Raw genomic sequence first — 26,165 nt, 5'->3', positions numbered from 1 at the left:
CAGTTTTAACTACAATTTAACTCTACCGGAGTATATTTTGATTGTAAACAGCTCTTTTACTCGATAAGATACACGAAAGTCTACTGGTATACTAAATTAAACTCACGAAAGTATACCGGTATACTTTTCTACTTTCGTGGACTTATATATATGCTTTTTTTAAAACTTTTCTTAAGTATACCAGTATAAAATCTTTTTTGAATATTAGAGTACTCTTTGTTCTATGAGCACCTTACCATTGTCATCGTTAATCTTATGGACAAAACATATAACGTGGCTGGGACAAAAGGCCTCTAAAAAGGCGTACACAATTCTTAAAAAGAATTGTGTACGCCTTTTACTTTGAAAAAATTTTTATAAATTTTGATTGAAATATATCACGGAAACAGGTTAAAGGACTGAAAGTGTAGTTCCTTAGCCGTGAAATAGGATGAAATCGAGACCTTGGCTCGATTTCAAATTGAAAGACCTTGGCTTTCAATGGTCCCACGGCTCATAAGGGACGTACACTGTAAGGACGAAAATCTATGATTTTAATCTTTTGTCCCAGCCTCACTTCATATTTAATTATGCTTCATGTAAGTGTTTTGCTTCGAATTCATCTAGTAGTGCGCGTGCTTCGTCGGTTGATTCTGTTTCCATCAAGCCGATACGCAATTCGTTGGCACCCTTGAATGAACGGATATAAATTTTGAAGAAACGTCGTAATGGTTTGTATGGACGACCATTTTCTGCGGCATTCTTGTCGAATAAATCTAGGTGATATCTAAACAAGTCTAGTAATTCTTTTGGTGAGTGTTCGCGTTGTTCTTCTTCAAAGGCGAATGGGTTATGGAAAATGCCACGGCCAATCATGACACCATCTACGCCGTATTTATCGACTAATTCTTGACCTACTTGACGGTTTGGAATGTCGCCGTTGATAGTTAATAGTGTGTTTGGTGCAATTTCATCACGCAGGGCTTTGATTTCTGGAATCAATTCCCAATGTGCGTCTGCTTTAGACATTTCTGTCTTGGTACGTAGGTGAATAGAAAGGTTAGCGATATCTTGTTTTAAGATCGTAGTTAACCATTCTTTATATTCGTTCACGTCTTGGTGACCTAAACGTGTTTTGACAGATACTGGTAAGCCGCCTTCTTTAGAAGCTTGAATCAATTCTACGGCCACTTCTGGACGTAAAATCAAACCTGAACCACGACCATGTTTGAACACGTTGGGTGCTGGACAACCCATGTTGATATCAAGTCCGGCATAATCCATTTCGTTCATGCCCTTTGCCATTTCCGCAAAGTGAGCTGGGTTATCTCCCCAAATATGTGCCACGATTGGCTTTTCATCTGGTGTAAATTGTAGACGTGTATTTAATGAATCGCGCCCTTTTGGATGTACGTAACTTTCAGAGTTGGTAAATTCAGTAAAGTATACATCTGGTTTGGCTGCTTTTTGGATTACATGACGGAATACGGTGTCAGTAACATCTTCCATCGGTGCTAATATAAAATATGGACGAGGCAATTCTTGCCAAAAATTCTTCTTTTGTTCCAAAATAAGTTCCTTTCCCTTTTGTTTTTTCTTTTTATAAATCGGTCAAAATAAAAAAAGCCACAAGAGCTTTTCTTTTTGATTGCAAAATGGTGTTTACAGCGGTTTATTATCTCAAAATCCGCCATGAAAAGAAAGGAAAACCTCTTATTTTTGCATAAAATTTCGCTAAGAAAGTAAAAAGCCAGCACAATTACATGCTGGCCTTCATACTTTGTGTTTAGTCTTTAGGAATTAAGTAGTCTTCAGCGATCGCTAAGAAGACTTTTCCGGCGACAAGCATGGCTTTTTCGTCGACATTAAAACGTGGATGGTGATGGGGGAAGGTTGCGTCATATTCTGGATTAAAGCCGCCAACATTGAAGAACGTTCCTGGGCGAACGCTGGTAAAGTAACCAAAGTCCTCGCCACCCATACTTGGTTCGAGTTGGATCACTTCATCTTCACCGAATTTCTCTTTCATTACACTCACAAAACGGTCTGTTTCTGCCGGATGATTGTATACAGCGTCATACCCACGAACGTATGTCACTTCACTTGTTCCGTGATACATAGCGGCAACACCTTCAGCTAAGGTAGTTAATTCATCTTCAATGATACCACGCGCTTCTTCATGATACGTTCTTACTGTACCGCGAATCATAGCTGAGTCGGCAATGATATTGTTGGCTTCACCCCCAGCTTGAACAGTTGATACTGTCACTACCGCTGGATGTAATGGGTTAATGGCACGGCTGACCAAGGTTTGTAAGGCATCAACAATTTTCGTTGCGATGATTACTGAATCGACGGTATCTTGTGGATGGGCACCATGGCCCCCCTTACCTTGGATTTGGATGTTGAAGAAATCTGCCGCTGCCATGGCATAACCTGGTGCATAGCCAATTTTTTCCGCTTGTAATTGTGATTGCACATGTTGCCCAAAGACAAAGTCAACATCGTCAATAGAACCATCTTCAACCATACTCTTAGCGCCGCCTGGCAATACTTCTTCAGCGTGTTGATGGAGAAGTACAATATTACCATGTAAGTCAGCTGCTGATTGCGCAAGGATTTCTGCCACACTTAGCAAGGTCGCTGTATGCGTATCGTGGCCACATGCATGCATCACGCCGTCATTTTTTGATTTGTAGGAAATATTATTTTCCTCTTTGATACGTAAGGCATCGAAGTCGGCACGGAAAGCGATCGTTGGTCCGGGATGTCCACCTTTGATTTTAGCGACGATACCGTAGCCATTCCCAACGTTTTGTCTGATATCCGTGATACCAAATGATTTCAATTTGTCGACAATGTACGCTGCGGTTTCTTTTTCTTCAAAAGATGGCTCGGGATGTTGGTGAAGGTAGCGTCGAACTGCTACTGTTTCTTCATAGTTGGCTTCTAAATCACTTGCCCATAAATCGTAAAGTGTACTTGTTTGAATGCTTGTTTCTGCCATAAAAATCCCTACTTTCTTTTGAAAATCTGTGTACTGGTCAATTTTTGTTGGTTATGCAAAATTTTACTCGTGTCATCCTGGTAAGTCAATTGTATTTTCATGAAATTTTCATCTTTTTCTAATTTAATGTTTTAGGCCTGCCCATAAAAAAAAGAGGGTTGGACAAACCCCTCTCTGAAATCATGTATTCATAATTATATTGATAATCTCCTGAAAGATTGTAGGACCTGGAAGTGTACGTCCTTAGCCGTGAAAAAGCATGAAATCGAGACCTTGACTCGATTTCAAGACAGAAAGACCTTGACTCTCTAGTCGAGTTCGAAAAAGCAACCCTCTGCCCACTTCAGATTAGCTGGCGATGACTAACGTCATCACAGGCGCAAATCTTCCACTGGTTGAGGGTTAAACGCTTTTTCTCACATCCTGAATGTACACAATAAGGACGGAAAGCTATGATTTTATCCCACCCAAATACAAATGATTATAACTCAGTATATTTTTCTTTATTGTCTCTACTTTTTTCTACTGGATATTTTTCATTATTTTTGATGAGTTTGCGTTCAATAATTTCATCAATATCTAAATCTAGATTATCCGCCAACATATAGGAATAAATTAACACATCGGCTAATTCGTCTTTAATAGCGTCAATATTTTGTTTACCTTCTTCAGCGGTTTTCCATTGGAAGATTTCTAGTAGCTCAGACGCTTCTAAGGAAATCGAAAGGGCTAAATCTTTTTCATTATGAAATTGGCGCCAATTGCGCGCATCACGAAAGGCGTTAACTTTCTCCATACTAGTCATTCTGTTTTGCCTCCTCTTGCATCTTGATCAGTTGCTAATGTTGATGCTCATCTCTATATTTGTAAAACTTATCTTCTACCACAGTCGCGATAATTGCAAGTGTATTTAAGGGTATGGAATTATTATGCAAATATTTATTGCAAATTCTTCACGAAATCATTTCCCTTTCACTTTTTATTGTGATATTATTCACATGTAAGAAAGTTAATTTAAAAGAACGATTTGAATGTGTAGCTGTTTTTTGTGAATATTTTAACAACATAGGAGGAAATATCATGCTAAAAGTTTTTGCTAGTCCCTCTCGTTATGTACAAGGTGAACATCTCTTAACTAGCCCTACTGGGGTTGAATATATTCAAAAATTAGGTGACAAAGCCCTGCTACTTGCCGATGATGTAGTATGGGGTATTGTTGGTGAAGAATTGGCTCGTGTCTTGACTGATGCTGGTATTAAAGTGGTTCGTGAACCCTTCAATGGTGAAGCTTCAACAATTGAAATCAATCGTGTCACTGAAATTGGTCGTCAACACAGTGTAAATGTTGTCTTAGCCCTTGGTGGTGGGAAAGCAATCGATGCTGGTAAGGCGATTGCGGATGAATTGGGTACGCCGATTGCAGTCTTACCAACGACTGCGTCTACCGATGCCCCAACCTCTGCCCTATCTGTCATTTACTCAGAAGCCGGTGTATTTGAACAATACCGTTTCTATAAAAAGAATCCTGATCTCGTTTTACTAGATACCTACGTCATTGCCCACTCACCAGCACGTTTATTTGCTTCAGGTATTGCGGATGCCTTAGCAACTGCGGTTGAAATCCGTCCCAATGTCATCAGTAATTCAAATACCATGGCTGGTGGGAAAACAACGCTCGCAGCCCAAGCGATCGGCGACAAATGTCGTGAAGTACTATTCGCTGATGGCTTAAAAGCTTACCGTGCTGTTCAAGCAAAAGTATTAACACCTGCAGTTGAAAACGTGATTGAAGCCAACACTTTATTAAGTGGTCTTGGTTTTGAATCTGGTGGTCTTGCGGCGGCACATGCCATCCACAACGGCTTCACCGCTCTTGATGGTGACATTCACCATTTAACCCATGGTGAGAAAGTTACTTACGGTACACTAACACAGCTCTTCTTGGAAAATCGTCCCCTTGAAGAAATTGATGCTTATATTGCCCTATATCAAAAATTAGGCTTGCCTACAACATTAGCTGAACTCCACTTGGATGCCAATGACCGAGAATCTCTCTTAAAAGTTGGGAAACAAGCAACCATCGAAGGTGAAACCATTCATGCATTACCATTCAAAGTGACACCTGATGACGTTGCCGACGCTTTAATAGCGGTTGACGCCTACGTGACGGCTTTAGAAAAATAAAATTTACACACAAGAACAAATAAGGCAGAGATTAACACGTCTCTGCCTTTTTACATTATCCATATTATTTCCACAAGAAGTCCATATATAAGCGGTTTTGCTTACGCCATGTGGCTTCGGAGTGGTCGCCGCCTTCTTCGATGTGGACGTGGGTTTCGCCACCGGCTTCGATGATGGCATCGTTGAATGTAGCTGTTGGTTTCAATCGTTCGAAGTTGACTTCTTCGTCACCATACGAGAAGAAGACGCGGGTATCTGGATCAATATCGTGTTGCGCTATTTCGGCTTCTAGTTCAGGCACTGCGAATCCGAAGGCTGGTGATAGGGCGCCAGCTTTGGAGAAGACGTCGTTATGGGCGATGACAGAGTAGAATGCCATCAACCCACCCATCGATGAACCAGCAATCGCAGTTGCTTCGCGGTCGGGAATGGTTGGATAATTATCGTCGATGAATGGTTTGAGTTCATTGACCAACCAATCCATATAGACATCACCATAGCCGGCTACGTGACCGAAGTATTGGGTATCAACTGGATACGGGCAGTATTCGCGAATACGTTCACCCTCTTCGTGTGAGCATTCAATCCCAACGATGATGACCTGCTTATCATAGGTATCCATAAAGTCGAGTAACCCCCAAGAAGTGCCGTATGTAGCATCTTCATCGAAGAATAAATTGTGACCGTCGTACATATAGACTACTGGAAAGTGTTCCTTACTTTCTTCATAGTTGTCGGGTAAATACAGGTGAATCTGTTTGTCGACATCTTTTGCGGGAAAATAGAAAGCGAATTGTTCAAACATTGGCGCCACTCCTTCTTCAACTAGCTTGGTCTTTTACGCCTCCATTCTAGCATGAAAAAGATGAATTCACTTGTAATATGATTATTTTTAGACACAAACAAACCCCCTAAGTGCACGCTTAGGAGGCAGGACAAAAAGCACATGATCCAGTATTGCCGGGCAATACAGGTTCATCGCACTAGGAACGCACCCTGTTTTTGAAAATCCCACAGCAATCGGATGCTCATTGGTGAGGTTATTTCAATTGTAATCGCTTTCTAGATGAAATACAAGTGCATATTTTCACATAATATATATATTCTTTGCTTATATGTTCATTCATCGCCTATTTTGCAGTGTTAACTCTTGTTTACTTTGTCACAATATGATTAATTTATACCACTTGATATTTTTAAGACCTTATTCGGATGAGTATCACGCTAGCATAAAATTTTTACCTAGGTTGTTGGTATTCTATATAAAATAACCAGTAATTGGAAAGTTCGGGATGCTTTGATTTCAATAATGAGAAAAATTGCGTCACACAACGAGCTGAACTTTCACTTTTTTTGGGAAATGAAAAATTCAGCCATTTTTGCTTTCCATTCTTTCTCATAAATGGACGCACAGCCCCTTCTGGTTATTACTTATTGGCTTTTTATAGTAAAAAATATACAAGTGCAGAAATCTCTTTCTTCAATCAAATAGAAAAAAGACGGATCACTCCGCCTTTTCCTTATCTAACGTTTATAATTTCATAGCCCAATAGAAGAAGACGAGCCCTGAAATGACGGCGATTATCAGTAGAAAGATAATGATATCAACGAAGGTGTCTCTAGGTTGGGGCGCATATTTTTTAGCCCGTTTATTGGTCTGGGTTTCTTTGTGCTTATCTGTCTTGTTGGTATGTTTCCAAGATGCCACCCAATCACTCACCTTTCTTGTGTTCTTGATTACTATTGATGATACCATAATCCGTGCCTTTACCGAAAGTGAACAACCCTACTCTGCATCATGGCTTCTGCTGCTTCTTGGTCAGAAATTACCCCTGTACGGCAAGGGATCCGGTAGTTTTCGTGGCCCTTGCCTGTCATCACTAAGAGGGTTGGCCTTTTTGCCATTTCAAAAGCTGTTTGTAGGGCTTCGAATCGGTCCATGATGGTGGCTAGGTTATCGAAGCCATAATAAGTCATGTATTGGCTATAATTTGCGACCATCTTGTGCTGGGTCACACCATTCAGGTCATCTGTTGTCAGGATGGTGAAGTCTGCATTTGCTTGAGAGGCTTGGACCATTTTGGGAAATTTGCCACTATCACGTTGACCGCGGAAACCAAAGATGTGGATGATGTCGCGACCGGGATAGGTATTGCCCAGACTAGTCAGTAAGGCTTCGATGGCATCCGGTGTGTGGGCGTAATCGACGATAATGGTTTCTTCAGGGCTGACTTCATAGGTCTCCAAACGTCCGGAAATGCCCGGGAAGTCAACAATTGCTTGGTTGGTATTGCCTGGATCGAGACCCAAATCGTCGACCACGGCTGTTGCTAGAATCAGATTTTCCTGGTTGTAGGTCCCGGCTAATGGCGCGGTGATGGTCACGACTTGGCCGTTGAAATCAACCTCTGCAGCATCGTCATAACAATCTAGCACGTGGGCGTTGGCGCCCTCTTCTTGGCCAACGGTAACCACCTGCTTGCCTGCCGCTTGCAGTTCACTGGCTAAACGGTGGCCCCACATGGTATAGGTGTTGATGACCGCGGTACCGTCCTCTTTCAGCAAGTCAAAAAGCATTTTCTTGGCTTGGAAGTAATTCTCCATGGACTCGTGGTAGTCAAGATGATCGCGGTACATGTTGGTAAATAAGGCATAGTCAAAGGTCACCCCCTGCATGCGGTATTGGTCTAGCCCTTGACTAGATGCTTCGATGATGACCGCGTCGTCGTCTGAATTGGCGAGGGCTTTTTGGATTTCAGTGGCACTTGGGGTGGTCAGCGTGGCATCATAGCGTTGGCCGTTCACTTCGTTATAGACGGTCCCAAAGTATGCGACTTGGTAGCCAGCTTTCTCCAGTAAGTGTTGTAGAAATAAGGCGGTAGTCGTTTTGCCGTTGGTACCCGTAATCCCGATGACCAGTTTGTCCTGACTAGGGAAGCCGTAGTAGGCGGCCACGAGGGCTCCCAAGGCTTTACGGGCATTAGCCACCTGGACAAAGGCGGTGTTTTTCGTAGCGCCGGTTCTTTTTATAGCAAGCGGACGATCGGTCACGATAAGGGCTGCACCGGCGTCAATGGCATCTTGGATATAGGCCGTGCCGTCCTTTTGGAAGCCTGAAATCGCAACAAATACGTGGCCTGGTGCAACGGTTTGAGATGATTCGCTAATGCCTGTGATGGCCATTTCGCCGATTGCTTTACTGATAGGTTGACTAGTGTTAACGCCACTTTTTTGAAATAATGTGCTGATTTTCATGCCTTTCACGACTCCTTTGTTGTGCTTGTAGTTTGATAGGTCTTATATTAGGTTGGAAATACGATGAAAGTATGAAGTTTTTGGGGCAAAAAAAGAACCAATGCTAGAGGAATTAACCGGCATTGGTCCATAAAGATTAAGTTGTTTAAGAAAGTACTGCTAAATGCTTAAGCTCTGGTGGCTTGACTAGAGTGATAAGCCTGGTTTAGCATCCAAGCCTAGGGGCGCAAAGTCCGCTTGCGCATATAAAGATTCGGCTGCGGCACCAATCATGGCTGCATTGTCCCCACATAAGCCTAACGGTGGGAATTGCAGGGTAATTTCTTGGTCAAAGGCCTCGATAGCTGCAGTTAGTTGGGTACGCAAGCCTTTATTGGCTGCCACCCCACCGGCTACTAGGACATGCTTGATTTCAGGATGCAATTCCAAGGCGCGCATGGTGCGACCCACCAATTGATCTAGGGCTGCTGCTTGGAATGAAGCCGCCACATTGTTCATATCTAACGTTTCATTCTTTTGTTTGGCATTATGCATGTGGTTAATCACGGCTGATTTTAGACCTGAGAATGAAAAATCTAAAGTATCTTCGCCCTTCATGGCACGTGGATAATTATAGACATCTTCCCCTTCATGCGCCATTTGGTCGATGATTTTACCACCTGGATATGGTACCCCAATCACTCGGCCAATTTTGTCGTAGGCTTCACCTACTGCGTCATCGCGGGTATCGCCGATGGTTTCAAAATCGTTGTCACCGCGCATTAACACAAGCTCGGTATGACCCCCAGAAACAACCAAGGCTAATAATGGATAGTCCATTGGTGCCACTAATTGGTTGGCATAAATGTGACCAGCCATATGGTTAACCCCAATCAAGGGTTTTTGATGGGCAAAGGCTAAGGTTTTCGCTGCGGTAATCCCGATTAGGAGTGACCCGACTAGACCTGGCCCTTGGGTAACAGCAACCGCATCTACGTCATCCCACGTTGCGCCTCCTTCGGCCATGGCTAAATCGATGACTTGAGTAATTTGTTCCACATGGTGACGACTGGCAATTTCGGGTACGACCCCACCAAAACGCATGTGGCTTTTGATTTGGCTGGCCACCACGTTTGAACGCATGTCTGTCCCGTTCAAGACGATGGCTGCACTCGTTTCATCACATGATGATTCAATAGCTAATATTGTTGCCATAAATTGAAAACTCCTTTCTGAAATACTATTTATATTTGATTCAATTGTATTTGATAAATAATCGCGTCGTCTAAGTTTATCGGATAATAGTCCGGACGGCTAGCAATTTGTTTGAAGCCCAGGCTTTCGTATAGTTTGCGGGCTGCTTGGTTGCGACTGCGCACTTCTAAGGTAATCGTGGCTACGTCTTGTTTTTGATAGTGGTCAAGCACACATTGTAAGACTTGCTTGGCTAAGCCCCGTCTTTGATGACTCGGCACCACGCCAATATTAAAGAGTTCCGCTTCGTCAAAGATCAATTGAAAATGCGCCACCGCAACAATCTCGCTCGTTGCTTGGTCGCGCATGTAGAAAAATTGATGAAATCTGTTGTGTAGGCTGGCCTGAATAGTCTGTTCCGTCCACGAGAACCCTTCTGGAAATGCTTGGGCTAGTGCGCCATGGAGGTCGGCTGTCATTTTCCCCACAGTGTCAGGTGATTGACTGCGCGCCCACTCGGCATCGATTTTATGGATTTGCATGGTCTGTCTAGGCACTTTCGATCACTTCAATCTCGTCGATATTCATGAGTGGCATCAGACGCATTTCGTAGGCGTCTTCGTCGTTGTCTGAGTAGTAACGCTCTTTGGTGGCACTTTCGTAGAAGCCAAAGCGTTGGTAGAAGCGTTGGGCGCCATGGTTTGAGGCGCGTACTTCTAGGGACATGGCGTTGCGGTCCAATTGTTTGGCACAGCAAATAGCCCGTTGTAATAGGGCTGCCCCAATCCCCATTGATTGGAAGTCTGGGTTGACGACAAAGTTTGAGATATGGACGTCTGTTCTGTCACGGCGACAACCGACAAAGCCTGCTAGTTCTTCGCCGACGAAGGCTTGAATGTAGTAGGTATTGGGATTTTCTGTCATATCGTACAAGAAATCCTGGGCTGTCCATGACATGACCTGATGATAGGCACGATATTCCACATCTACCATTTCGTAGATGACTCTCGTATTTTGTAAGGCAAAGGTAACTACCCGTCCGTCTGCAAGGGTGATTGGTTCTTCGTTTAAGTCTAAATCGGATACCACTGAATTTTTCATCGTAAATAACACCTGTTGATTCAAATTTTTGAAAAAATTACTAATCTGTTCTTTCCACGTATTTGCCTTCATCTAACCTAGCCTCCTCAGGATTTTGAGCTAGCCAATTTTCTTCAGCCTCTGCTAATTTTGCATAGTAAGGAATAAAGGTATCCACATCCACCTGTTCTACTGGTAACGCACCAAGGTGACTGGCATGTATTAGGCCAAGTTCACTTGGTAAAATCCGCGCTTTGTCATTTTCGCCAAAGACTGCTGTAATGGCTTCCGCAAACTGGTCGACATCCGGACTAATAAAGTATAGTGGTTGTGCTTGTAATGAGGCATCTGCTGCGATATGCGCCTTCACTTGATCTAGGAATGTCGCGAATTTACCATGAGAAGTGGTGAATAGTTGTTTAAATGTATTGCCCTCTTTTTGGTAGAGGGTCGCAAATGCTGTTTGCCGTCTGGCATCGATAAATGGCAAGACCAGTGCCGGTGCCTCGAACGTTTGCACGTTGCCAGCTAATGCTTGTAAGGTTGGAACGGTATATAAAGGAATGCTTAGGGTGTTGGCCATCGTTTTGGCCGCTGTCACCCCAATACGAAGCCCTGTATAGGATCCCGGACCCGCTGTTACCACAATGCCTTCTAAATCATTTGCGGTCCAACCAATAACCTGGAACATTTGATTGATGAGCGGCAGTAACTGCGTTGAGTGTTTGATTTTGGTATTGGTGGTTGTTTCAGCCACTACCTTATCGCCATCACGTAAAGCTACGCTCAGTGATTGCGTTGATGTATCTATTGCTAAAGTTTTCATAAAACCACCTTGTTCTATCTTGGATTTTGATTGTGTAATATTGACGTTTTTGATTATTTTGAGGACGCCGAATGCCACTATCTGGCCTACTGATTATAGGGGCAATTGTCCTGACTTTCAAGTCGTCGGTATTCATGGCAAATGTGCCATCTTTTCTTCTTTAGTATAGCAAAATACCAAGCCTAAATGTGAAAACAATTATCGAAATTTTAAGCGATAAATGATTAAATGGCATCCATCTGTCATGCCATACCGCTACAGCATCTGATGTATTCATTTCTGGGGAGGCGTTTTAAGCGGTTGGGTGGTGTGACTTATCTGGGAAAATAAATCACACTCAACCAAACCTGTGACTTATCTGAGCAAAATAAGTCACCGTCAAAAAAATCAAATGGTTGGGTTGTGCAGCGCACAACCCAATATTACTTGTTTTAAAGCAATCAAAAAGAGACGAGGACAAATGTCCCCGCCTCTCCCTATTAATGACTGTTTAGCCGTTGTCAATTGTGTGGCCTAAATCTTTTTGCATTGCATGGTAGTCTTCGGTGGTGATGTTGAAGACTAATAGGTAGGCAATGAAGACTAAACCAAACCCAACTAGTGGGAAGGTAATTGACATGTTATAGATAGCGTTCACGTTTGAAGCTGTCCAAGTTGCGGCGTTGTTTAATTCTAATGATGGTGCAGCGTATGCGATTAATAGCGGTACACTGGCTGATGAAATGGCTGTACCAATCTTACGACAGAAGATATATGAAGAATATAATGATCCGTCAGAACGGAAGCCTTGTTTCCATTCGTTGTAGTCAATTGCATCTGAAATCATTGCCCATGATAATAATTGGAAACCAAATGTGAACATGTTGGCAATGGCCATCAAGATGATCCAAGTTGTTGAGTTATCAACTGGGAATAATAACATGCTGATGTAAATCACTAATGTCCCGATTAAAGGAACGATGATTACTTTACGTTTACCAAATTTGCGTACTAATGGTGTAATCATCAATACTCCGATAGCTAGTGGTGCGATTTCAATTAGTGTGAACCAAGAGAATAAACCACCGTCGTTGTATTTTATTTGTAAAGTCATTTGGTGTAACTGAGACGCAGAGTAGATAAAGATTGTTTGGGCAGTACCCGCAATAATTTGCGCGATTAAGGCGCGGTTAGAGAATAAAGTTCTTAATGTTGTAAAAATAGATGGCTGTTTTTCGCCACGTTTGTCGTCAGGTTTTACACGTTCTTCCACATTATTGTATAGCAACAAGAATGAGATTAACGCGACAACACCCAAGCCCAACATAACAGGGAACATCAATTGTCCTTGGAATTGTGATACCACCTTACCATCAACTAGTTTGTCTTGGTAAACAATTAAAGGAATAATAGCGACTGGTAATTTGGCAACCCCTGCACCGATTGAACGCGCAGTTGATAATTTCGTACGTCCTTCTGATGAATCAGTAATCACTGAGTTCAAGGTACCATAAGGAATGTTGACTAGCGTATAGGCGAAGTCCCAAGCTACATAAGAAATTGCACAGACAGCTAACTTCACACCATAGCTCATGCCAGATGTATCAAAGTACATGAAGGCTGAAATTAAAGCTAATAGCGGTCCACCTACTAAGATAAATGGTTTGTAGCGGTTGCCTTTAATTGGTTTAATTCGGTCAGAGAAGTAACCAACCATTGGATCATTAATTGCATCAAACACACGTGTTAAAATCATAATTGCAGCAAAATGTGTTGCTTCAATGCCAATATATGACACATAAAAAATCGTCAAATAATAGGTAACGACAGAGTAACTCAAGTTACAACCGAAATCCCCAAAGAAGTAGCCGATAATATCACGCATACCAAATGGGCGTTTTTCTGATTCTTGTACCGCAGTCGATTCACCGTATGAATTTCCCATGTTTTTCCTCCTGTTTATCACATTATCTATTAAAGTGTAACAAATAAATTCTAACAAATTCTGTTTCGAAATGACGTAAAATGAGACAAGTTTACATAAACTTCACAATACGCCCTATTTGCTTACAAAAAAAATCATCGAACGGCTATTGATTCGAATTCGAGATGATGTTATACTAAATATGTCAAATAGTTCGATTTAGAAATATTCCTAGAAGGAGGAAAAAAGATGGCAACAGATATTCAACAATTACACCACATTACAGCAATCGTCGGTAATCCGAATGAGGTATTAACTTTTTACAGAGATATTCTTGGCCTTCGTTTAGTCAAGAAAACGTTAAACTACGATGACCCTTACACTTATCACTTGTACTTTGGTAATTATGATGCTGATCCTGGTACCATCATTACTTTCTTCCCCTGGGAAAACAAGAAAATGGGCGAACTTGGCGATGGCCAAGTAGCAACCACCATCTACGCGATTCCAGAAAACAGTATTGATTTCTGGGCGAAACGTCTAACCGATAAGGGTGTTGATTTTGTACGTGGCAGTCGTTTTGGCCAAGAAACCCTATTAATCAAGGATTTCCATAATTTAAACATTGAATTGGTAGAAAAAAATTGGGGCAAAGCGAATAGCTATGCAGTGGACGATATCACCCCTGAAACAGCCATTCAAGGTTTTGCGGGTGCCATTATTTATAGTCATCGTCCAGCAAACACCCTGCATTTCTTTGAAGATGTATTAAACTGGCCGATTGTTGACGAAGATGCAGTATACACTCGCCTCCAAGCACCTGGCGACCACAAAGAATGGATCGATATCCGTAAAACACCTGGTACGTTTGGTACAATGGCCATAGGTACTGTTCACCATATTGCTTTCCAAGTGGATGGTGAAGATGCCTTAGTCTATTGGTTAGATATTGCACAAAAAGAAGGCTACAAGGCTAGCGATATTAAAAACCGCGATTACTTTAAATCACTATATTTCCGTGAACGTGGTGGACTACTGATTGAGTTGGCGACGAAAGCACCAGGTTTCACCTGGAATGAATCACTAGAAAATTTGGGGACTGAACTTTTCTACCCTGCAAAACACCAGGCAATTATTGAAGATGTGAAGAAGAAACTGACACCACTGGATTTTTAAAGGAGACATTATGAGTTACGAATATATCTACAAGCCATCAACAGTTGAACATGCCCCTACTTTGCTATTATTGCATGGTACTGGCGGGACGGAGAACGATTTGCTGGATGTGGCGAATTTTATTGATCCGCATGCGAATATCTTGTCGTTACGCGGAAATGAGCCAGAAGGACCTTATAATCGTTTCTTCAAACGCCATGGTGAAGGGAATTTAGACGTGGAAAACTTGAAATTCCATGCCCAAGACCTGTATAATTTCATAGATGAGATGGCAGAGGCCAGAGGTTTTGACCGCGACAAGGTTGTGCCGATTGGTTATTCGAATGGTGCCAACATTGCCGGTGGTATGTTGCACATGTTTGATAATCCGTTTAAGGGCGCGATTTTGTTACATGCAATGGTACCTTTTGAAACGGATAACATGCCAAATCTAAGCAAGACACCCGTCTTTATCGGTGCTGGTAGCAATGATCCAATTGTAGCGACTAGCGAGAGTGAAAATTTAACCAAAGCCCTAGAATCAGCGGGCGCTACCGTAACCCTTCACTGGGAAAACTACGGCCATTCCCTATCAATGCCTGAATTACAAGCAGCGAAAGGATGGTATGCCTCCGCTGTTGGCTAATATGAAATGAAGGAATGATAGCATATGGCAACGAGTAAACTCATTGCACGAATCAATGAATTAGCTGCGAAAAAGAAAGCCGGCACCATTACGGAAGCCGAGTTAGCTGAGCAAAAGGAACTACGTCAAGAATATTTGAACGAATTCCGCAGTTCATTTAAGGGGATTATTGAAAATACCCGCGTCATCGACCCAACAGGTGCAGATATTACACCTAAGGAAGTTGACGAAGCAAAGAACAAGAAAAATCAATAATTGATTTAGCAGAGATTGGGACTCATGGTTCCAATCTCTTTTGCTATATTGGGCACGCGTTCATTATAGAATGATTCGAGATATTTGATAAAATAGCGAAATTTTATAGCATACAATTTCGCGTTTTTGTCCTGAATCGCCCATTATTCAGGAATAATATCGTTCACAATACAGCAAAATAGGTCGAAGGAACCATTTGTCCCAACCGCCTTCATAAAAAAAACACCCTCAAGCCTTGAGGGTGAAAAAGGAAAAAACAAAAATGAAAGGATGATGCAATCTATTAGAGGTCTAGATTGCCTCAAAAACATTATAGCACGGGTTAATAAAAAATGAAAACCTTTTTATAAAACGTTTTCATCATTGATGTAACAGTCTTTTTCTATCAAGGGTGATCAAGCCGTCAAAAGACTGCTATACTGGTGTTTTTAGCTTATAAAAGTGCCATGATAGACAAGAGTAGGAATTGCAATTATTTTTTTCTAAACGAGGAACCATATAAGGTTGGATTTTCGGAAACTGAAACGTAGTTAGGGTCAAATTTTTCTAATCGTTCCAGTAAATCTGGTAGGGTTTCATACTCGCCTAATAAAATACCGACTAAGGCTGGTCCATTTGAACGGGAAATTTTCTTGGTATACTCAAACTTAGCGATGTCATCTTCAGGTCCTAAGACTTCTGATACAAATTCACGCAAGGCACCCGGTCTTTGTGGGAAATTGACCACAAAATATTGTTTCTTGCCTGAGTAAATCAAGGCACGTTCCTCGATTTCGGCCATGCGGTTGATGTCATTGTTCCCACCAGAGATGATGCAGACCACCGTTTTCCCCTTAATCGCCTCTTTCATGTTTTCCAAAGCTGCGACAGATAAGGCGCCGGATGGTTCGGCAACGATTGCTTGACGGGTATATAAATCGATAATGGTACCTGCGATTTTGCCTTCGGGCACGATTTCAATGTGATCAATTAAGTGTTGCACGTATTCAAAGGTGATGTTACCGGCCTTGCCGACAGCCGTCCCATCTGCAAACTTATCTACGTGATCCAAAGCAGTCGGTTGCCCCTCAGCCAAAGCTAGTTGCATAGAGGCAGCGCCTGAGGGTTCCACCCCAACGATTTTGGTTTCCGGCATTGCCTCGCTCATATATGCCGACACACCCGACACCAAGCCACCACCACCGATTGGTACAAATACGAAATCAGCGGTTTCCCCTTCAGCTGTTAAACTTTGGTGGACTTCCACCGCTAAGGACCCTTGACCGGCGATGACATCCTCATCATCGTAAGGTTCGATAAAAGTTAAGTGGTTGTCTTCCGCATATACATGAGCCGCTTCATTACAAGCATCGAAGGTATCCCCTTCAATCACGATATCAACATAGGCGCCACCAAAGTAGCGCACTTGGTTGATTTTTTGGGCTGGTGTTGTGTTGGGCATAAAAATCGTTGCCATAACTTGCTTTTCATTGCAGGCATAGGCTACACCTTGTGCATGGTTACCGGCTGACGCACAAATTACCCCATGTGATAAGGCTTCTGCGGTCAACTCGCTAATTGCAAAGTAGGCGCCTCGTAATTTAAAGGACCGTACCACCTGTAAATCCTCACGTTTCAAATAGATGTTTGCTGCATATTTTTCCGATAAATATGGATCAAACTGTAATGGTGTTTGACGGACGACGGACTGTAACTTTTTGTAGGCATATAATACCTGTTCCTTATTGACTTGCTTGGTCATCATGGCCTTTCCTCACTCTCATTTGCGTGCATGTTTTCCCTTTAAAAATTAGTTGTTGGTATCTACCGCATTTTCCTTAACGAATGGCATCATATCGCGCAATTTAGCCCCAACTTCTTCAATTTGGTGACCTTGTTCTTTCTCACGTAACGCATAGAACTCTTTAAAGCCGTTGTCATAGTCATCCGTAAAGCGTTTGGCAAATGAACCATCTTGGATGTCGTTCAATACTTCCTTCATACGACCTTTTACATCCGGTGTAATCAAACGTGGACCAGAAACATAGTCCCCAAATTCAGCCGTATTCGAGCAAGATTTACGCATGTGGTCCATACCACCTTCGTACATCAAATCAACAATTAATTTCAATTCGTGCATTACCTCAAAATAAGCAATTTCAGGTTGGTACCCAGCTTCAACAAGCGTTTCAAAACCAGCTTGAATTAAATGCGTAACCCCACCCATCAAGACCGCTTGTTCACCGAATAAGTCTGATTCCGTTTCTTCACGGAAATCTGTCTCAATCACACCTACACGCGTTGAACCAATACCATTTGCCCAAGACAAAGCTAAATCACGTGCATTACCAGTCGCATCTTGATAAACCGCAAACAAAGAAGGCACAGCAGAACCCTTCGTAAACTCACGACGAACCAAATGACCAGGACCCTTAGGCGCAACCATGAACACATCTAAATCAGCAGCCGGTTTGATATTTTGGAAATGGATATTAAAACCATGGGCAAAAGCTAATGCATTCCCAGCTTCAAGATTCGGTGCAATTTCAGCCGCATAAGTATCTTTTTGGATTTCATCCGGCAATAACACCATCACAACATCCGCCAACTTCGAAGCTCCCGCAACAGAATACACTTCAAACCCATCATTACGCGCACGATTCGCAGACGACCCTTCACGAATACCAATCACCACGTCATTACCATTATCACGTAAATTTTGCGCATGCGCATGCCCTTGCGAACCATAACCCACAACCGCAATCTTCTTACCATTTAGTGCATTCGTCGTAACATCTTTTTCATAGTAAACCTTTGCCATATCCAAAACCTCCATATAAAATCCTAGTAACTTACCATCAGTTCTTTGTGCAAAATACGACTGCTAGCCAAGAAACATCACCTTGAAACTAGCGGCCTAGGTCTTTTAAGGGGCCTCACCTTCTGTCACTGCGGGGGCCTTATCCAAGACCACACCACTCAATACGTCTACTTGCTTGGCCAATTGTTTGGTCAACAAGCTAGCTGCTGCCTCATCCTCAAAGCGGATGCCCACCGTAATCACAGACACCTTGGGATCGTCAGTGGCGACCAAAGTTAAACTGTCGATATTGTAGCGTGGTTTCAAGACCACTTGGGTGATCCGATTGAGGACGCCCGGTCGATTGACTACGCGTAATTCAATATAGCTGACACTCATGACAATCCCTCCATTTCATTATTGGCTTTACCAGACGGTACCATTGGCGTCACCAATTCATGTTTATCAATCAAAATCTCTAAGACATAGCCCCCATCGTAGGCTAACATCGTATCAATTGCTGCCTCTAATTGGCTTGGCTCTGTAACTCTCGCTGCCTTAACACCCAAGGCTTCAGATAACTTCACGAAGTCTGGTAACCCAGCCCCAAATTCTGAATGCGAATACCGATCTTCATAGAAGGCATGTTGCCATTGATGTACCATGCCTAATACAGTGTTATTTAAGATGATGAATTTTGGTTTCACCCCGTAATGTTGGATGATATTCAACTCCTGGTTGGTCATTTGGAAACCACCGTCACCGATGATACCCACAACTGGATGATCTGTATCCGCTGCGGCAAAGGCTGCCCCAATTGTTGCAGGCACACCATAACCCATTGTGCCCAAACCGCCTGAGGTCAATAATTGACGTGGGAATTGGTAAGGGTAATATTGGGCTGCCCACATTTGATGTTGGCCAACGTCCGTAACGATATACGCCTGTCCGTTTGTTGCCTGACCTAAATACTCCAGCACACGTTGCGGTCGAATGAAGTCATTCGCCTCTGGCACCCGCAAAGGATGTAGGGCTTGATTCGCTGCTTGATGTTCTAGCCATGCAGTTTTGTTGGTCCAATTGTCAATTGGGTTTTCTAGCAACACCTGTAAGAATTGTTTGGCGTCGCCAACAACAGCAATATCTGTTGGCATAATCTTATTTAATTCCGCCGCATCAATATCCACGTGAATAATTTTGGCGCCCGGCGCAAAGTTGTTGGGATTTGAAGCTACGCGGTCGTCGAACCGGCTGCCCAGGTTAACTAAACAATCTGTTTCCATTAAGGCCATGTTCGCTGCGTAGGTCCCGTGCATGCCCGCCATACCAAGATTTAGTGGGTCATCACTAGTCATCAAACCTGCACCAAGTAAGGTGTGGGTAACTGGAATTTGGTAGCGGTGGGCAAAGTCGCGCAATGCTTGCGCAGCGTCTGATTTTACGAGGCCGTTCCCTACAAGTAGTAAGGGTTTGTCTGCAGCTAGTAATGCATTTTTCACTGCTTCAACAGCTGCTAAATCAACAAGGGTTTCAGGTTGGTAGCCTGGTAAATCAAAGCTATCGTCTACGTCGGCTAGCTCAACTGCTTGTACCCCAATATTTTTCGGGATATCCACCAGTACCGGCCCTTTACGACCCGAATTGGCTAAATAGAAGGCTTCTTTGATGATACGCGGGATGTCTTTTGCGTCCGTTACTTGATAAGCATATTTGGTGATGGGGGTCATTAATGACACCACATCTGTCTCTTGGAAGGCATCTTTACCGATACCATCTACGGCAACTTGTCCCGAAATAACCACCATGGGAACGGAATCCATTTGTGCTGTTGCGACTGGTGTGACGATATTGGTTGCACCCGGACCACTTGTTGTGACGGCCACGCCGACCTCTCCTGTGACACGCGCATAGGCATCCGCCATATGACCTGCCCCTTGTTCATGTCGTGTGAGGACGTGATTCACATTTTGTCTAAAAAACTCATCATAAATATGCAACGCTGCCCCGCCTGGATAACCAAAAATAACCGATACACCCTGATCTCTCAGCGCGTCCACCAGCAATTCCGTACCTAACTTGGTTTCTTTCGTATTGCCCACATGAGCACCCCATTTCTTCGTTAATCCTTTAATCTTATCAAGTCATCGAAAGCAATAAAAAAGCATCCCATACAATATGGGATGCCAAGTCCCACTCAACATCGAATAGGACTCAAATTAACCTTAGTTAACTCCAGTCCTATGTGATAATAATAATCACGACATTCGCATTTAATAAATTGAACGCTCTCATTGAATGAAACTCCTCTCGTTTTTGATTACTCATTGGAATCAGTATACTCACCATTTTTTAACTTGTCAATGAAATATTTTCATTATTTTCTCATAAAATACAAAATCAGCCGTTTTTCCAGGAAGATTTCTGCTAGAATAAAATTATTCTATTAGAAAAAGTAGCTATTTTCTCATATTCAGTGATTATACGAAGGAGCGACCACCATCATGACCACAGCACACGACATCATCAACCTCCAAAACCTTGCCTTTCGTCGCGGGGATAAAACTATTCTCGCAGACATCAACTGGACCATTGCATCCGGCCAACACTGGGGTTTACTCGGTCTTAACGGATCCGGCAAATCCAGCCTACTCAACATTCTAAATGGCTCGCATTTCCCGTCCAGCGGTCAAGTCACCGTGCTGGGTCAGCCCTTCGGTAAGACGTCTATCCCCGACCTCCAAAAACGTATTGGTCTGGTGTCCAGTTGGCTAAACCAACAATTACCCACCCATCTCAGTGTCGAAAACACTATTATTTCAGGGAAATTTGCCAGTATTGGTATTTACCAACACATCACAGACGAAGACCGTGCGCAAGCTGGCGCTTTGCTGGCAGACTTCAATATGACCCATCTAAGTGGCCGTAACCTAGCCAGCCTTTCCCAAGGTGAACGCCAAACCGTTCTCATCTTACGGGCCTTGATGACAGACCCTGAACTATTAATTTTAGATGAACCTATGGGTGGCCTGGATTTGTTCGCCCGCGAACGCCTGCTAGATAATTTAGCGCTCTTAGCTGAACGCAAGCCCCAGTTAAGTCAACTCATGGTCACACATCAAACCGAGGAAATCCCTGCATTTTACCAAAAAGTATTGCTCCTTAAAGCAGGACACATCTTCGCCCAGGGTGACCGTGATCAAATCCTCACCCCCGAACGCCTACACGCCTTCTATGACAAACCGGTCATCCTCCATCCTTTCAAAAATGGTCGCATCCAGGTGGTACCCGAATAGTTTTGTTGAGGGTGATGGGGTAACCCACCTGCTGTACCTACATTAGTTGAGAAAACTGCGATTCTAGAATGAGACTGTCATTCTAGAATTTTTGGGTTTTTATCTAGAATAAATGGCGATGCTATAAAATATGCTATTTTTTTAGCGCATATAATCCCATATTTGATAAATTTTACCCTGCTATAAAGCACCAATCTTCATACTATAAAATTGGTCATTTATTTATAGTATGAAATTTTATACTATAAAATTTCGCTTTATTTTCTAGTATCTAAAATTATTCTATAATTATCCCCTGCACAATATAGCAAAAGCGAGGTTGGAACCATTCGTCCCACCCTCGCTGTTCGTATTATTCACCGTAAGTTGCTCGGTAGTATTCATTCACCCGTAGGTTCAAGTTAGCTAGGAAGTCCTCGCCTTCGGTTAGACCATCCGTATAGACAACTAGGCTATATTGCGCTTCGTCATTTTCATAGTAAATCCCTGTATCGTTCAAGGCCGTGGCGTAATTTCCGTATTTATTGGCCATCACACTGCTTTTCACATAGGTTGTGAACAAGCGATCTGGTGAGGTTTGTAATAGGAAATCAAGGATTGGTTGATAGATTTCATTTGTTGAAATCAATTTATAGTAAGCCGTTAGGAAATTGGCAGATGCGATGTTGTCTTCATAAATGGCTTCGTCGATATCACCCACTTGGTCATACACTTCAGCCACGATATTCGATCTGAAAGCACCTTCGCCATAAACTGTTTCATAGTAATCAATCAACATATTTGTTGCCGTATTATCAGAATGCATCAAGGATTCGCCCATCAACTCTTCAATGGTGTAAGTAGCTTGACCAGTGCCCCTCGCAACCGCTGCAGTGATGGTACCATCTCCTTCTTCATAATCTTCATAGGCATAGGTAACCGGGGATTCCCAAGTCATATCGCCTGCCTCAATCGCGTCAATAATCACTGTCGCCAGTGGTACTTTGAGTGTTGAAGCTGCCGTCATATAGCTATCTTCATTCACGGTATAGGTTTCGTTCGTTTGTAAATTGGTATATACCAAGGAAATATCCTCAGCTGACACACCAAAATCAGCCATTGTTTCCTCTATAACAGCAGCCATATCAGCATACTGACTGGCATCTAACGCTTCAACGCCATCTGCAGTTATTTGATCTACATTATAGATTTCATCATTTGTGGCGGTTAAAGGGGTTAGGGTTTCTGATGATGACTCGCTCGCATCGACGACGCCTGAGAGTTCACTCGATTCCGCTAAAGCTGTATCATCTTTAAATTTCATAATCGCAACAACCACCGCAACCAAAGCTAACCCTAGTACAATGAATGGGATGATGGGTAAAATTTGTTTTTTCTTATTTTTTCTCTGGTTCGACATACCATTCTCCTTTTGAAAAGATTGTAATTATATTGATATAAATTTTCGACCAATTTCTACCTGGTCAATTGTATCAGGAGAATATGTTAAGTCTATGACAAAGTGAGTGAAAGTGTGGCTTTTAGATGCTAACTTTATTAAGAATGTATGAAGAATCATATACCACCCGCTTACACACAAAAAAATCGAGCAGACGCTCGATTTTTTCATTATCTTTTGTCTTTTAAAATTAGTAAGCTCTTGCGTACCAAACGGTATATTTAGCAGGTTTACCAGAGTATAGGTCAACTGTTTTTTCCATTGGTGGGTTGAAAGGAATGTTACGAGAAGTGAAACCAGTTGCTTCTTTAATCGCAGCTTCTGATTCATCTGTACCGTCCCAACCAGCAAGGATCCAACCTGGACGTTCGCCGTTTGCTTCTGCAGCGTCAAGATGCGCTGTTAATTGCTCCATAGTGTCAATGTCGTAATGTTCATTTTCAGCACGGAAGGCAACTGCTTTGTCGTATAGACGTTGGTGCATCAAGTCAAAGCGCGCGTTGATGATTTCAGCTAGGTCTTCATCTAATGAGATGGCTTCTTTCTCATCTAAATCGCGCATTTTGATCATGACTTGGTTATTTTCCATGTCACGTGGACCGAATTCGATACGTAATGGTACACCACGTACTTCTGCTTCGTTGAATTTGTAACCAGCAGAGTTGTTCGTATCATCAAGGTCCACACGGAAGCCTTTGGCAGTCAATTCAGCCTTGATTTCTTGTAATTTTTCAAGGACCTGTGGATTTTTCTTCAAGTTACCAACTGGGATTAAGGCTACTTGTGTACCCGCAATACGTGGTGGTAATACAAGACCTTGTTCGTCACCGTGCATCATGATCATGGCACCGATTAGACGAGTTGAAGAACCCCAAGACGTTGTATGTACGTATGTGTGTTGGTTTTCTTCATTTAAGAATTTGATATCGAAGGCTTTGGCAAAGTTTTGACCCAAGTAATGAGAAGTACCAGCTTGGATAGCTTTGGTATCTTTTGTCATTGCTTCGATTGAGTATGTATCAACCGCACCCGCAAAACGTTCTGAAGGTGTTTTTTGCCCTTCATAAACTGGCATAGCGAATACTTCCTTCACTAATTCAGTATAGTAGTGCAACATTTTCATTGTACGTTCGCGCGCTTCTTCTTCATCAGCATGAGCAGTATGTCCCTCTTGCCATAAGAATTCAGACGTACGAATAAATGGTAAGGTACGTTTCTCCCAACGGAACACATTCGCCCATTGGTTTAATTCCATTGGTAAATCGCGGTACGAGTTGATCCAGTCAGACATCGCGTTACCAAATAAAGTTTCAGAAGTTGGACGTAATGCCAATGGTTCTTCTAAAACTTCATCGCCGGCTTGCGTCACCCATGGTAATTCAGGTGCAAAACCTTCCACGTGATCTGCTTCTTTCTCGAAGAAGTGTTTTGGAATCAACATTGGGAAGTAGGCATTACGAATGCCTTCCTTCTTCAATACTTCATTGAAAGCATCTTTGTAAGATTCCCACAATAAAAATCCGTCTGGCTTGAAGATCATTGTCCCACGAGCAGGACCGTAATCCATCAAGTCACCTTGTTGAATTGCTTGTAAATACCATTTTGAAAAATCTATTTGTTGTAGATTTTCGGTTTCTTTGTTGTTTGCCATCGTTATAACTCCTTTTTCTATTTGCTTTTTTCTGGATAAAAAAAGAGCATTCCATCCAATAAAGGACGAAATGCTCGCGGTGCCACCTTTGTTAAGCAGGGATTCCCCCACTTCTCTCGAACGCGGTAACGGCGCCACCGTGCCTTTTTCAAGGCCAATATGCTTGTGCAAAGTAGTAGGTTCATCTAGTTAGTGGGGATGCGCTCTCACCAATTCACATCTCGCTTACTTACCGTTACTAAATTACTAGTCTACAAAATTTATTTTTTATATGTAAATTGCTACAGCCCTATTTTGCTTGATTTTTGCCAAAATGTCAATATCTGGACGGCTTAATCTAGTAGCTCTACCGTTAAATGTTGGATCAATTCCTCAGTTAATTGGCGGTTGGCTTGATGTTGTTGCTTACGTTCAAGATAACCCGCACACAAGAATTTTTCTTCATCACTTTCAGGTACAATACCTGGTAAGACATAACCTTCCTTGGCATAATCTTTTAATACCACAAAAGTTAGGAAGCCAGTAGCGGCAAGATAACGTTCGCCACGTTTACTTTCACCAATCACCTTTGCGAAGACCTCTAAAGACCGTTTACCCGTACCCGTCACGTAAGTTTCTACATGAACAATATCGCCTTCAGGCAAGGGTTGTAGGAAATTCACACTATCCATATTCCCTGTCATTAAGCCATATTCAGTCATCCGACTTGCGGATACAGAGGCAATATTATCCAAGATATATAGGAGTTGTCCTCCATACATATTTTTGTAGAAATTGGTTTCATTGGGCATGATACGGTGCGATTGTACAGCCTTTGTCCGTTTACAAGTAATTGTTTCCATATAGGTGATTGCTCCTTTATTCCGTTTGTGTTCGTTTCAATGATTTTGCTAGAGGGATTGCCATGATTGGCGTCAAGATACCTGCTACCACAGCCTCCAATATACCATTGGTACCAATTGTGACAACAAAAGTACCAATTAAAGCAGTGGTTGGAATATTTAAAGCTGCTGCATAAGAATCTGCCGCAAAGAAATAGATGGCACTCAAAACCGTTATCGTATTCACTAAGGATCCGACAACTCCAGTGATGATAAATTTGGTTCTACCCTTCACCTTACCATCTAAATACGTCGCTACTAATCCGGCAATCAAACCCACTAACATACGTGGAATGACTGATACTAGGGGATTCAAAAAGACGATGGACATTAAATCTGGCATGACCGCCGCTTTAATCATCCGTAAAACACCCCAAGAGGCGCCTAGAATTAAGCCCGTTTGTGCCCCAAAAAGGCTAGCTCCAATAATGACCGTCAAGTGAATGATTGTCGCCTGAACTGGTCCGATGGGAATATAGCCAATACCTGGAACAAAAGTTTGAATAATTAAGATAGCTACAATTAAACTAATAATCGTTAATTTTGCAGTTCGTCCTTTTTGTTGATTCATCATAAACCCCTACATTCTAAAATTGTTTTGGGTAGTGATAAGTCAAATGACCCGTCCAAACCCATATACAATTGCTATCTTACCACGAA

The 26,165-nt window shown here is 42.5% G+C and carries 23 protein-coding genes; 5 read left to right on the top strand and 18 right to left on the bottom strand.

The window, feature by feature from the left end:
* Positions 1 to 567 precede the first annotated feature (567 nt).
* From B9P78_RS03030 to B9P78_RS03020, 3 genes are all read right to left on the bottom strand, one after another.
* Positions 568 to 1,488, bottom strand: coding sequence for a tRNA-dihydrouridine synthase (locus B9P78_RS03030; RefSeq protein ID WP_094518085.1), 921 nt, complete (start codon positions 1,486 to 1,488; stop codon positions 568 to 570).
* Positions 1,489 to 1,765: 277 nt separating this feature from the next.
* The gene (locus B9P78_RS03025) at positions 1,766 to 2,986 is read right to left on the bottom strand and encodes a M20 family metallopeptidase (RefSeq protein WP_094518078.1); all 1,221 of its coding nucleotides are present in this window, start codon (positions 2,984 to 2,986) and stop codon (positions 1,766 to 1,768) included.
* A 481-nt stretch (positions 2,987 to 3,467) separates the two neighbouring features.
* The gene (locus B9P78_RS03020) at positions 3,468 to 3,791 is read right to left on the bottom strand and encodes a nucleotide pyrophosphohydrolase (RefSeq protein ID WP_094518077.1); all 324 of its coding nucleotides are present in this window, start codon (positions 3,789 to 3,791) and stop codon (positions 3,468 to 3,470) included.
* Positions 3,792 to 4,066: 275 nt separating this feature from the next.
* Here B9P78_RS03020 and B9P78_RS03015 point away from each other — a divergent pair, with 275 nt between their 5' ends.
* Positions 4,067 to 5,170, top strand: coding sequence for a glycerol dehydrogenase (locus B9P78_RS03015; RefSeq protein WP_094518076.1), 1,104 nt, complete (start codon positions 4,067 to 4,069; stop codon positions 5,168 to 5,170).
* Between the two features lie 64 nt (positions 5,171 to 5,234).
* Here B9P78_RS03015 and B9P78_RS03010 read toward each other — a convergent pair whose 3' ends face one another.
* The 7 genes from B9P78_RS03010 to B9P78_RS02975 form a co-directional block, all read right to left on the bottom strand.
* Positions 5,235 to 5,975 (bottom strand): alpha/beta hydrolase, encoded by a 741-nt coding sequence (locus B9P78_RS03010; protein ID WP_094518075.1) that lies wholly within the window; start codon positions 5,973 to 5,975, stop codon positions 5,235 to 5,237.
* 962 nt (positions 5,976 to 6,937) lie between these two features.
* The gene (locus B9P78_RS03000) at positions 6,938 to 8,425 is read right to left on the bottom strand and encodes a Mur ligase family protein (protein ID WP_094518073.1); all 1,488 of its coding nucleotides are present in this window, start codon (positions 8,423 to 8,425) and stop codon (positions 6,938 to 6,940) included.
* 186 nt (positions 8,426 to 8,611) lie between these two features.
* Positions 8,612 to 9,619, bottom strand: coding sequence for a tRNA (adenosine(37)-N6)-threonylcarbamoyltransferase complex transferase subunit TsaD (tsaD, locus tag B9P78_RS02995; protein ID WP_094518072.1), 1,008 nt, complete (start codon positions 9,617 to 9,619; stop codon positions 8,612 to 8,614).
* A gap of 29 nt (positions 9,620 to 9,648) precedes the next feature.
* The gene (gene rimI, locus B9P78_RS02990; RefSeq protein ID WP_094518071.1) at positions 9,649 to 10,140 is read right to left on the bottom strand and encodes a ribosomal protein S18-alanine N-acetyltransferase; all 492 of its coding nucleotides are present in this window, start codon (positions 10,138 to 10,140) and stop codon (positions 9,649 to 9,651) included.
* A 7-nt stretch (positions 10,141 to 10,147) separates the two neighbouring features.
* The gene (gene rimI / locus B9P78_RS02985) at positions 10,148 to 10,699 is read right to left on the bottom strand and encodes a ribosomal protein S18-alanine N-acetyltransferase (RefSeq protein ID WP_233487675.1); all 552 of its coding nucleotides are present in this window, start codon (positions 10,697 to 10,699) and stop codon (positions 10,148 to 10,150) included.
* Between the two features lie 40 nt (positions 10,700 to 10,739).
* On the bottom strand, positions 10,740 to 11,504 hold the full coding sequence (gene tsaB, locus B9P78_RS02980; protein WP_094518084.1) for a tRNA (adenosine(37)-N6)-threonylcarbamoyltransferase complex dimerization subunit type 1 TsaB: 765 nt from the start codon (positions 11,502 to 11,504) through the stop codon (positions 10,740 to 10,742).
* A 490-nt stretch (positions 11,505 to 11,994) separates the two neighbouring features.
* Positions 11,995 to 13,428 (bottom strand): MFS transporter, encoded by a 1,434-nt coding sequence (locus B9P78_RS02975; protein ID WP_094518069.1) that lies wholly within the window; start codon positions 13,426 to 13,428, stop codon positions 11,995 to 11,997.
* A 228-nt stretch (positions 13,429 to 13,656) separates the two neighbouring features.
* On the opposite strand from B9P78_RS02975, the gene B9P78_RS02970 reads away from it, so the two are divergent.
* Genes B9P78_RS02970 through B9P78_RS02960 form a run of 3 tightly spaced genes read left to right on the top strand, consistent with a single transcriptional unit; the run spans position 13,657 to position 15,463 of the window.
* Positions 13,657 to 14,583, top strand: coding sequence for a VOC family protein (locus tag B9P78_RS02970; protein ID WP_094518068.1), 927 nt, complete (start codon positions 13,657 to 13,659; stop codon positions 14,581 to 14,583).
* A 10-nt stretch (positions 14,584 to 14,593) separates the two neighbouring features.
* A complete protein-coding gene (locus B9P78_RS02965; protein ID WP_094518067.1) occupies positions 14,594 to 15,208 on the top strand; it encodes an alpha/beta hydrolase in 615 nt (204 codons plus the stop codon).
* A 24-nt stretch (positions 15,209 to 15,232) separates the two neighbouring features.
* On the top strand, positions 15,233 to 15,463 hold the full coding sequence (locus tag B9P78_RS02960) for a DUF896 domain-containing protein (RefSeq protein ID WP_094518066.1): 231 nt from the start codon (positions 15,233 to 15,235) through the stop codon (positions 15,461 to 15,463).
* A 472-nt stretch (positions 15,464 to 15,935) separates the two neighbouring features.
* Here B9P78_RS02960 and ilvA read toward each other — a convergent pair whose 3' ends face one another.
* From ilvA to ilvB, 4 genes are all read right to left on the bottom strand, one after another.
* On the bottom strand, positions 15,936 to 17,204 hold the full coding sequence (gene ilvA, locus B9P78_RS02955; RefSeq protein WP_094518083.1) for a threonine ammonia-lyase IlvA: 1,269 nt from the start codon (positions 17,202 to 17,204) through the stop codon (positions 15,936 to 15,938).
* Between the two features lie 48 nt (positions 17,205 to 17,252).
* Positions 17,253 to 18,263, bottom strand: coding sequence for a ketol-acid reductoisomerase (gene ilvC, locus B9P78_RS02950; protein ID WP_094518065.1), 1,011 nt, complete (start codon positions 18,261 to 18,263; stop codon positions 17,253 to 17,255).
* Positions 18,264 to 18,368: 105 nt separating this feature from the next.
* Positions 18,369 to 18,641 carry an ACT domain-containing protein gene (locus B9P78_RS02945; protein ID WP_094518064.1) on the bottom strand — a complete coding sequence of 91 codons (273 nt, stop codon included), beginning with the start codon at positions 18,639 to 18,641 and terminating at the stop codon, positions 18,369 to 18,371.
* Positions 18,638 to 20,341 (bottom strand): biosynthetic-type acetolactate synthase large subunit, encoded by a 1,704-nt coding sequence (gene ilvB / locus B9P78_RS02940; RefSeq protein ID WP_233487674.1) that lies wholly within the window; start codon positions 20,339 to 20,341, stop codon positions 18,638 to 18,640. Before ilvB ends, B9P78_RS02945 begins: the two co-directional genes overlap by 4 nt.
* A 402-nt stretch (positions 20,342 to 20,743) precedes the next feature.
* Between ilvB and B9P78_RS02935 the strand changes: the two genes are divergently transcribed.
* Complete coding sequence (locus tag B9P78_RS02935) at positions 20,744 to 21,535, top strand: ABC transporter ATP-binding protein (protein WP_094518063.1); 792 nt, start codon at positions 20,744 to 20,746, stop codon at positions 21,533 to 21,535.
* A 352-nt stretch (positions 21,536 to 21,887) separates the two neighbouring features.
* On the opposite strand, the gene B9P78_RS02930 is transcribed toward B9P78_RS02935, so the two are convergent.
* The 4 genes from B9P78_RS02930 to B9P78_RS02915 all read right to left on the bottom strand — a co-directional run bounded on the left by B9P78_RS02930 (position 21,888) and on the right by B9P78_RS02915 (position 26,076).
* Positions 21,888 to 22,934: a serine hydrolase gene (locus tag B9P78_RS02930; protein ID WP_094518062.1), complete on the bottom strand. Its 1,047-nt coding sequence runs from the start codon at positions 22,932 to 22,934 to the stop codon at positions 21,888 to 21,890.
* Between the two features lie 229 nt (positions 22,935 to 23,163).
* Entirely contained in the window at positions 23,164 to 24,624 is a 1,461-nt protein-coding gene (gene proS, locus B9P78_RS02925; RefSeq protein ID WP_094518061.1) for a proline--tRNA ligase, read from the bottom strand.
* Between the two features lie 332 nt (positions 24,625 to 24,956).
* Positions 24,957 to 25,466, bottom strand: coding sequence for an acyl-CoA thioesterase (locus tag B9P78_RS02920; RefSeq protein ID WP_094518060.1), 510 nt, complete (start codon positions 25,464 to 25,466; stop codon positions 24,957 to 24,959).
* 16 nt (positions 25,467 to 25,482) lie between these two features.
* Positions 25,483 to 26,076, bottom strand: a complete 594-nt coding sequence (locus B9P78_RS02915; protein ID WP_094518059.1) for an ECF transporter S component — start codon at positions 26,074 to 26,076, stop codon at positions 25,483 to 25,485.
* Between the last annotated feature and the right edge of the window lie 89 nt (positions 26,077 to 26,165).

It is taken from the genome of Aerococcus sp. 1KP-2016 (assembly GCF_002252085.1).
Lineage (GTDB): Bacteria > Bacillota > Bacilli > Lactobacillales > Aerococcaceae > Aerococcus.
The sequence above is the reverse complement of the archived record's forward strand: the minus strand, read 5'-3'. Positions and strand labels throughout refer to the sequence as shown.

Bases quoted from the DNA above. Each gene is read 5' to 3' on its own strand.
- B9P78_RS03025 (WP_094518078.1), bottom strand. From the start codon at position 2,986: ATGGCAGAAACAAGCATTCAAACAAGTACACTTTACGATTTATGGGCA.
- proS (WP_094518061.1), bottom strand. From the start codon at position 24,624: ATGGCAAACAACAAAGAAACCGAAAATCTACAACAAATAGATTTTTCA.
- tsaB (WP_094518084.1), bottom strand. From the start codon at position 11,504: ATGAAAACTTTAGCAATAGATACATCAACGCAATCACTGAGCGTAGCT.
- B9P78_RS02960 (WP_094518066.1), top strand. From the start codon at position 15,233: ATGGCAACGAGTAAACTCATTGCACGAATCAATGAATTAGCTGCGAAA.
- B9P78_RS02965 (WP_094518067.1), top strand. From the start codon at position 14,594: ATGAGTTACGAATATATCTACAAGCCATCAACAGTTGAACATGCCCCT.
- B9P78_RS03030 (WP_094518085.1), bottom strand. From the start codon at position 1,488: ATGGAAGATGTTACTGACACCGTATTCCGTCATGTAATCCAAAAAGCA.
- ilvC (WP_094518065.1), bottom strand. From the start codon at position 18,263: ATGGCAAAGGTTTACTATGAAAAAGATGTTACGACGAATGCACTAAAT.
- B9P78_RS03020 (WP_094518077.1), bottom strand. From the start codon at position 3,791: ATGACTAGTATGGAGAAAGTTAACGCCTTTCGTGATGCGCGCAATTGG.
- tsaD (WP_094518072.1), bottom strand. From the start codon at position 9,619: ATGGCAACAATATTAGCTATTGAATCATCATGTGATGAAACGAGTGCA.
- B9P78_RS03010 (WP_094518075.1), bottom strand. From the start codon at position 5,975: ATGTTTGAACAATTCGCTTTCTATTTTCCCGCAAAAGATGTCGACAAA.
- B9P78_RS02975 (WP_094518069.1), bottom strand. From the start codon at position 13,428: ATGGGAAATTCATACGGTGAATCGACTGCGGTACAAGAATCAGAAAAA.
- B9P78_RS03015 (WP_094518076.1), top strand. From the start codon at position 4,067: ATGCTAAAAGTTTTTGCTAGTCCCTCTCGTTATGTACAAGGTGAACAT.
- B9P78_RS02970 (WP_094518068.1), top strand. From the start codon at position 13,657: ATGGCAACAGATATTCAACAATTACACCACATTACAGCAATCGTCGGT.
- B9P78_RS02930 (WP_094518062.1), bottom strand. From the start codon at position 22,934: ATGTCGAACCAGAGAAAAAATAAGAAAAAACAAATTTTACCCATCATC.
- ilvA (WP_094518083.1), bottom strand. From the start codon at position 17,204: ATGACCAAGCAAGTCAATAAGGAACAGGTATTATATGCCTACAAAAAG.
- rimI (WP_233487675.1), bottom strand. From the start codon at position 10,699: ATGAAAAATTCAGTGGTATCCGATTTAGACTTAAACGAAGAACCAATC.
- B9P78_RS02920 (WP_094518060.1), bottom strand. From the start codon at position 25,466: ATGGAAACAATTACTTGTAAACGGACAAAGGCTGTACAATCGCACCGT.
- B9P78_RS02945 (WP_094518064.1), bottom strand. From the start codon at position 18,641: ATGAGTGTCAGCTATATTGAATTACGCGTAGTCAATCGACCGGGCGTC.
- B9P78_RS03000 (WP_094518073.1), bottom strand. From the start codon at position 8,425: ATGAAAATCAGCACATTATTTCAAAAAAGTGGCGTTAACACTAGTCAA.
- B9P78_RS02915 (WP_094518059.1), bottom strand. From the start codon at position 26,076: ATGAATCAACAAAAAGGACGAACTGCAAAATTAACGATTATTAGTTTA.
- B9P78_RS02935 (WP_094518063.1), top strand. From the start codon at position 20,744: ATGACCACAGCACACGACATCATCAACCTCCAAAACCTTGCCTTTCGT.
- rimI (WP_094518071.1), bottom strand. From the start codon at position 10,140: ATGCAAATCCATAAAATCGATGCCGAGTGGGCGCGCAGTCAATCACCT.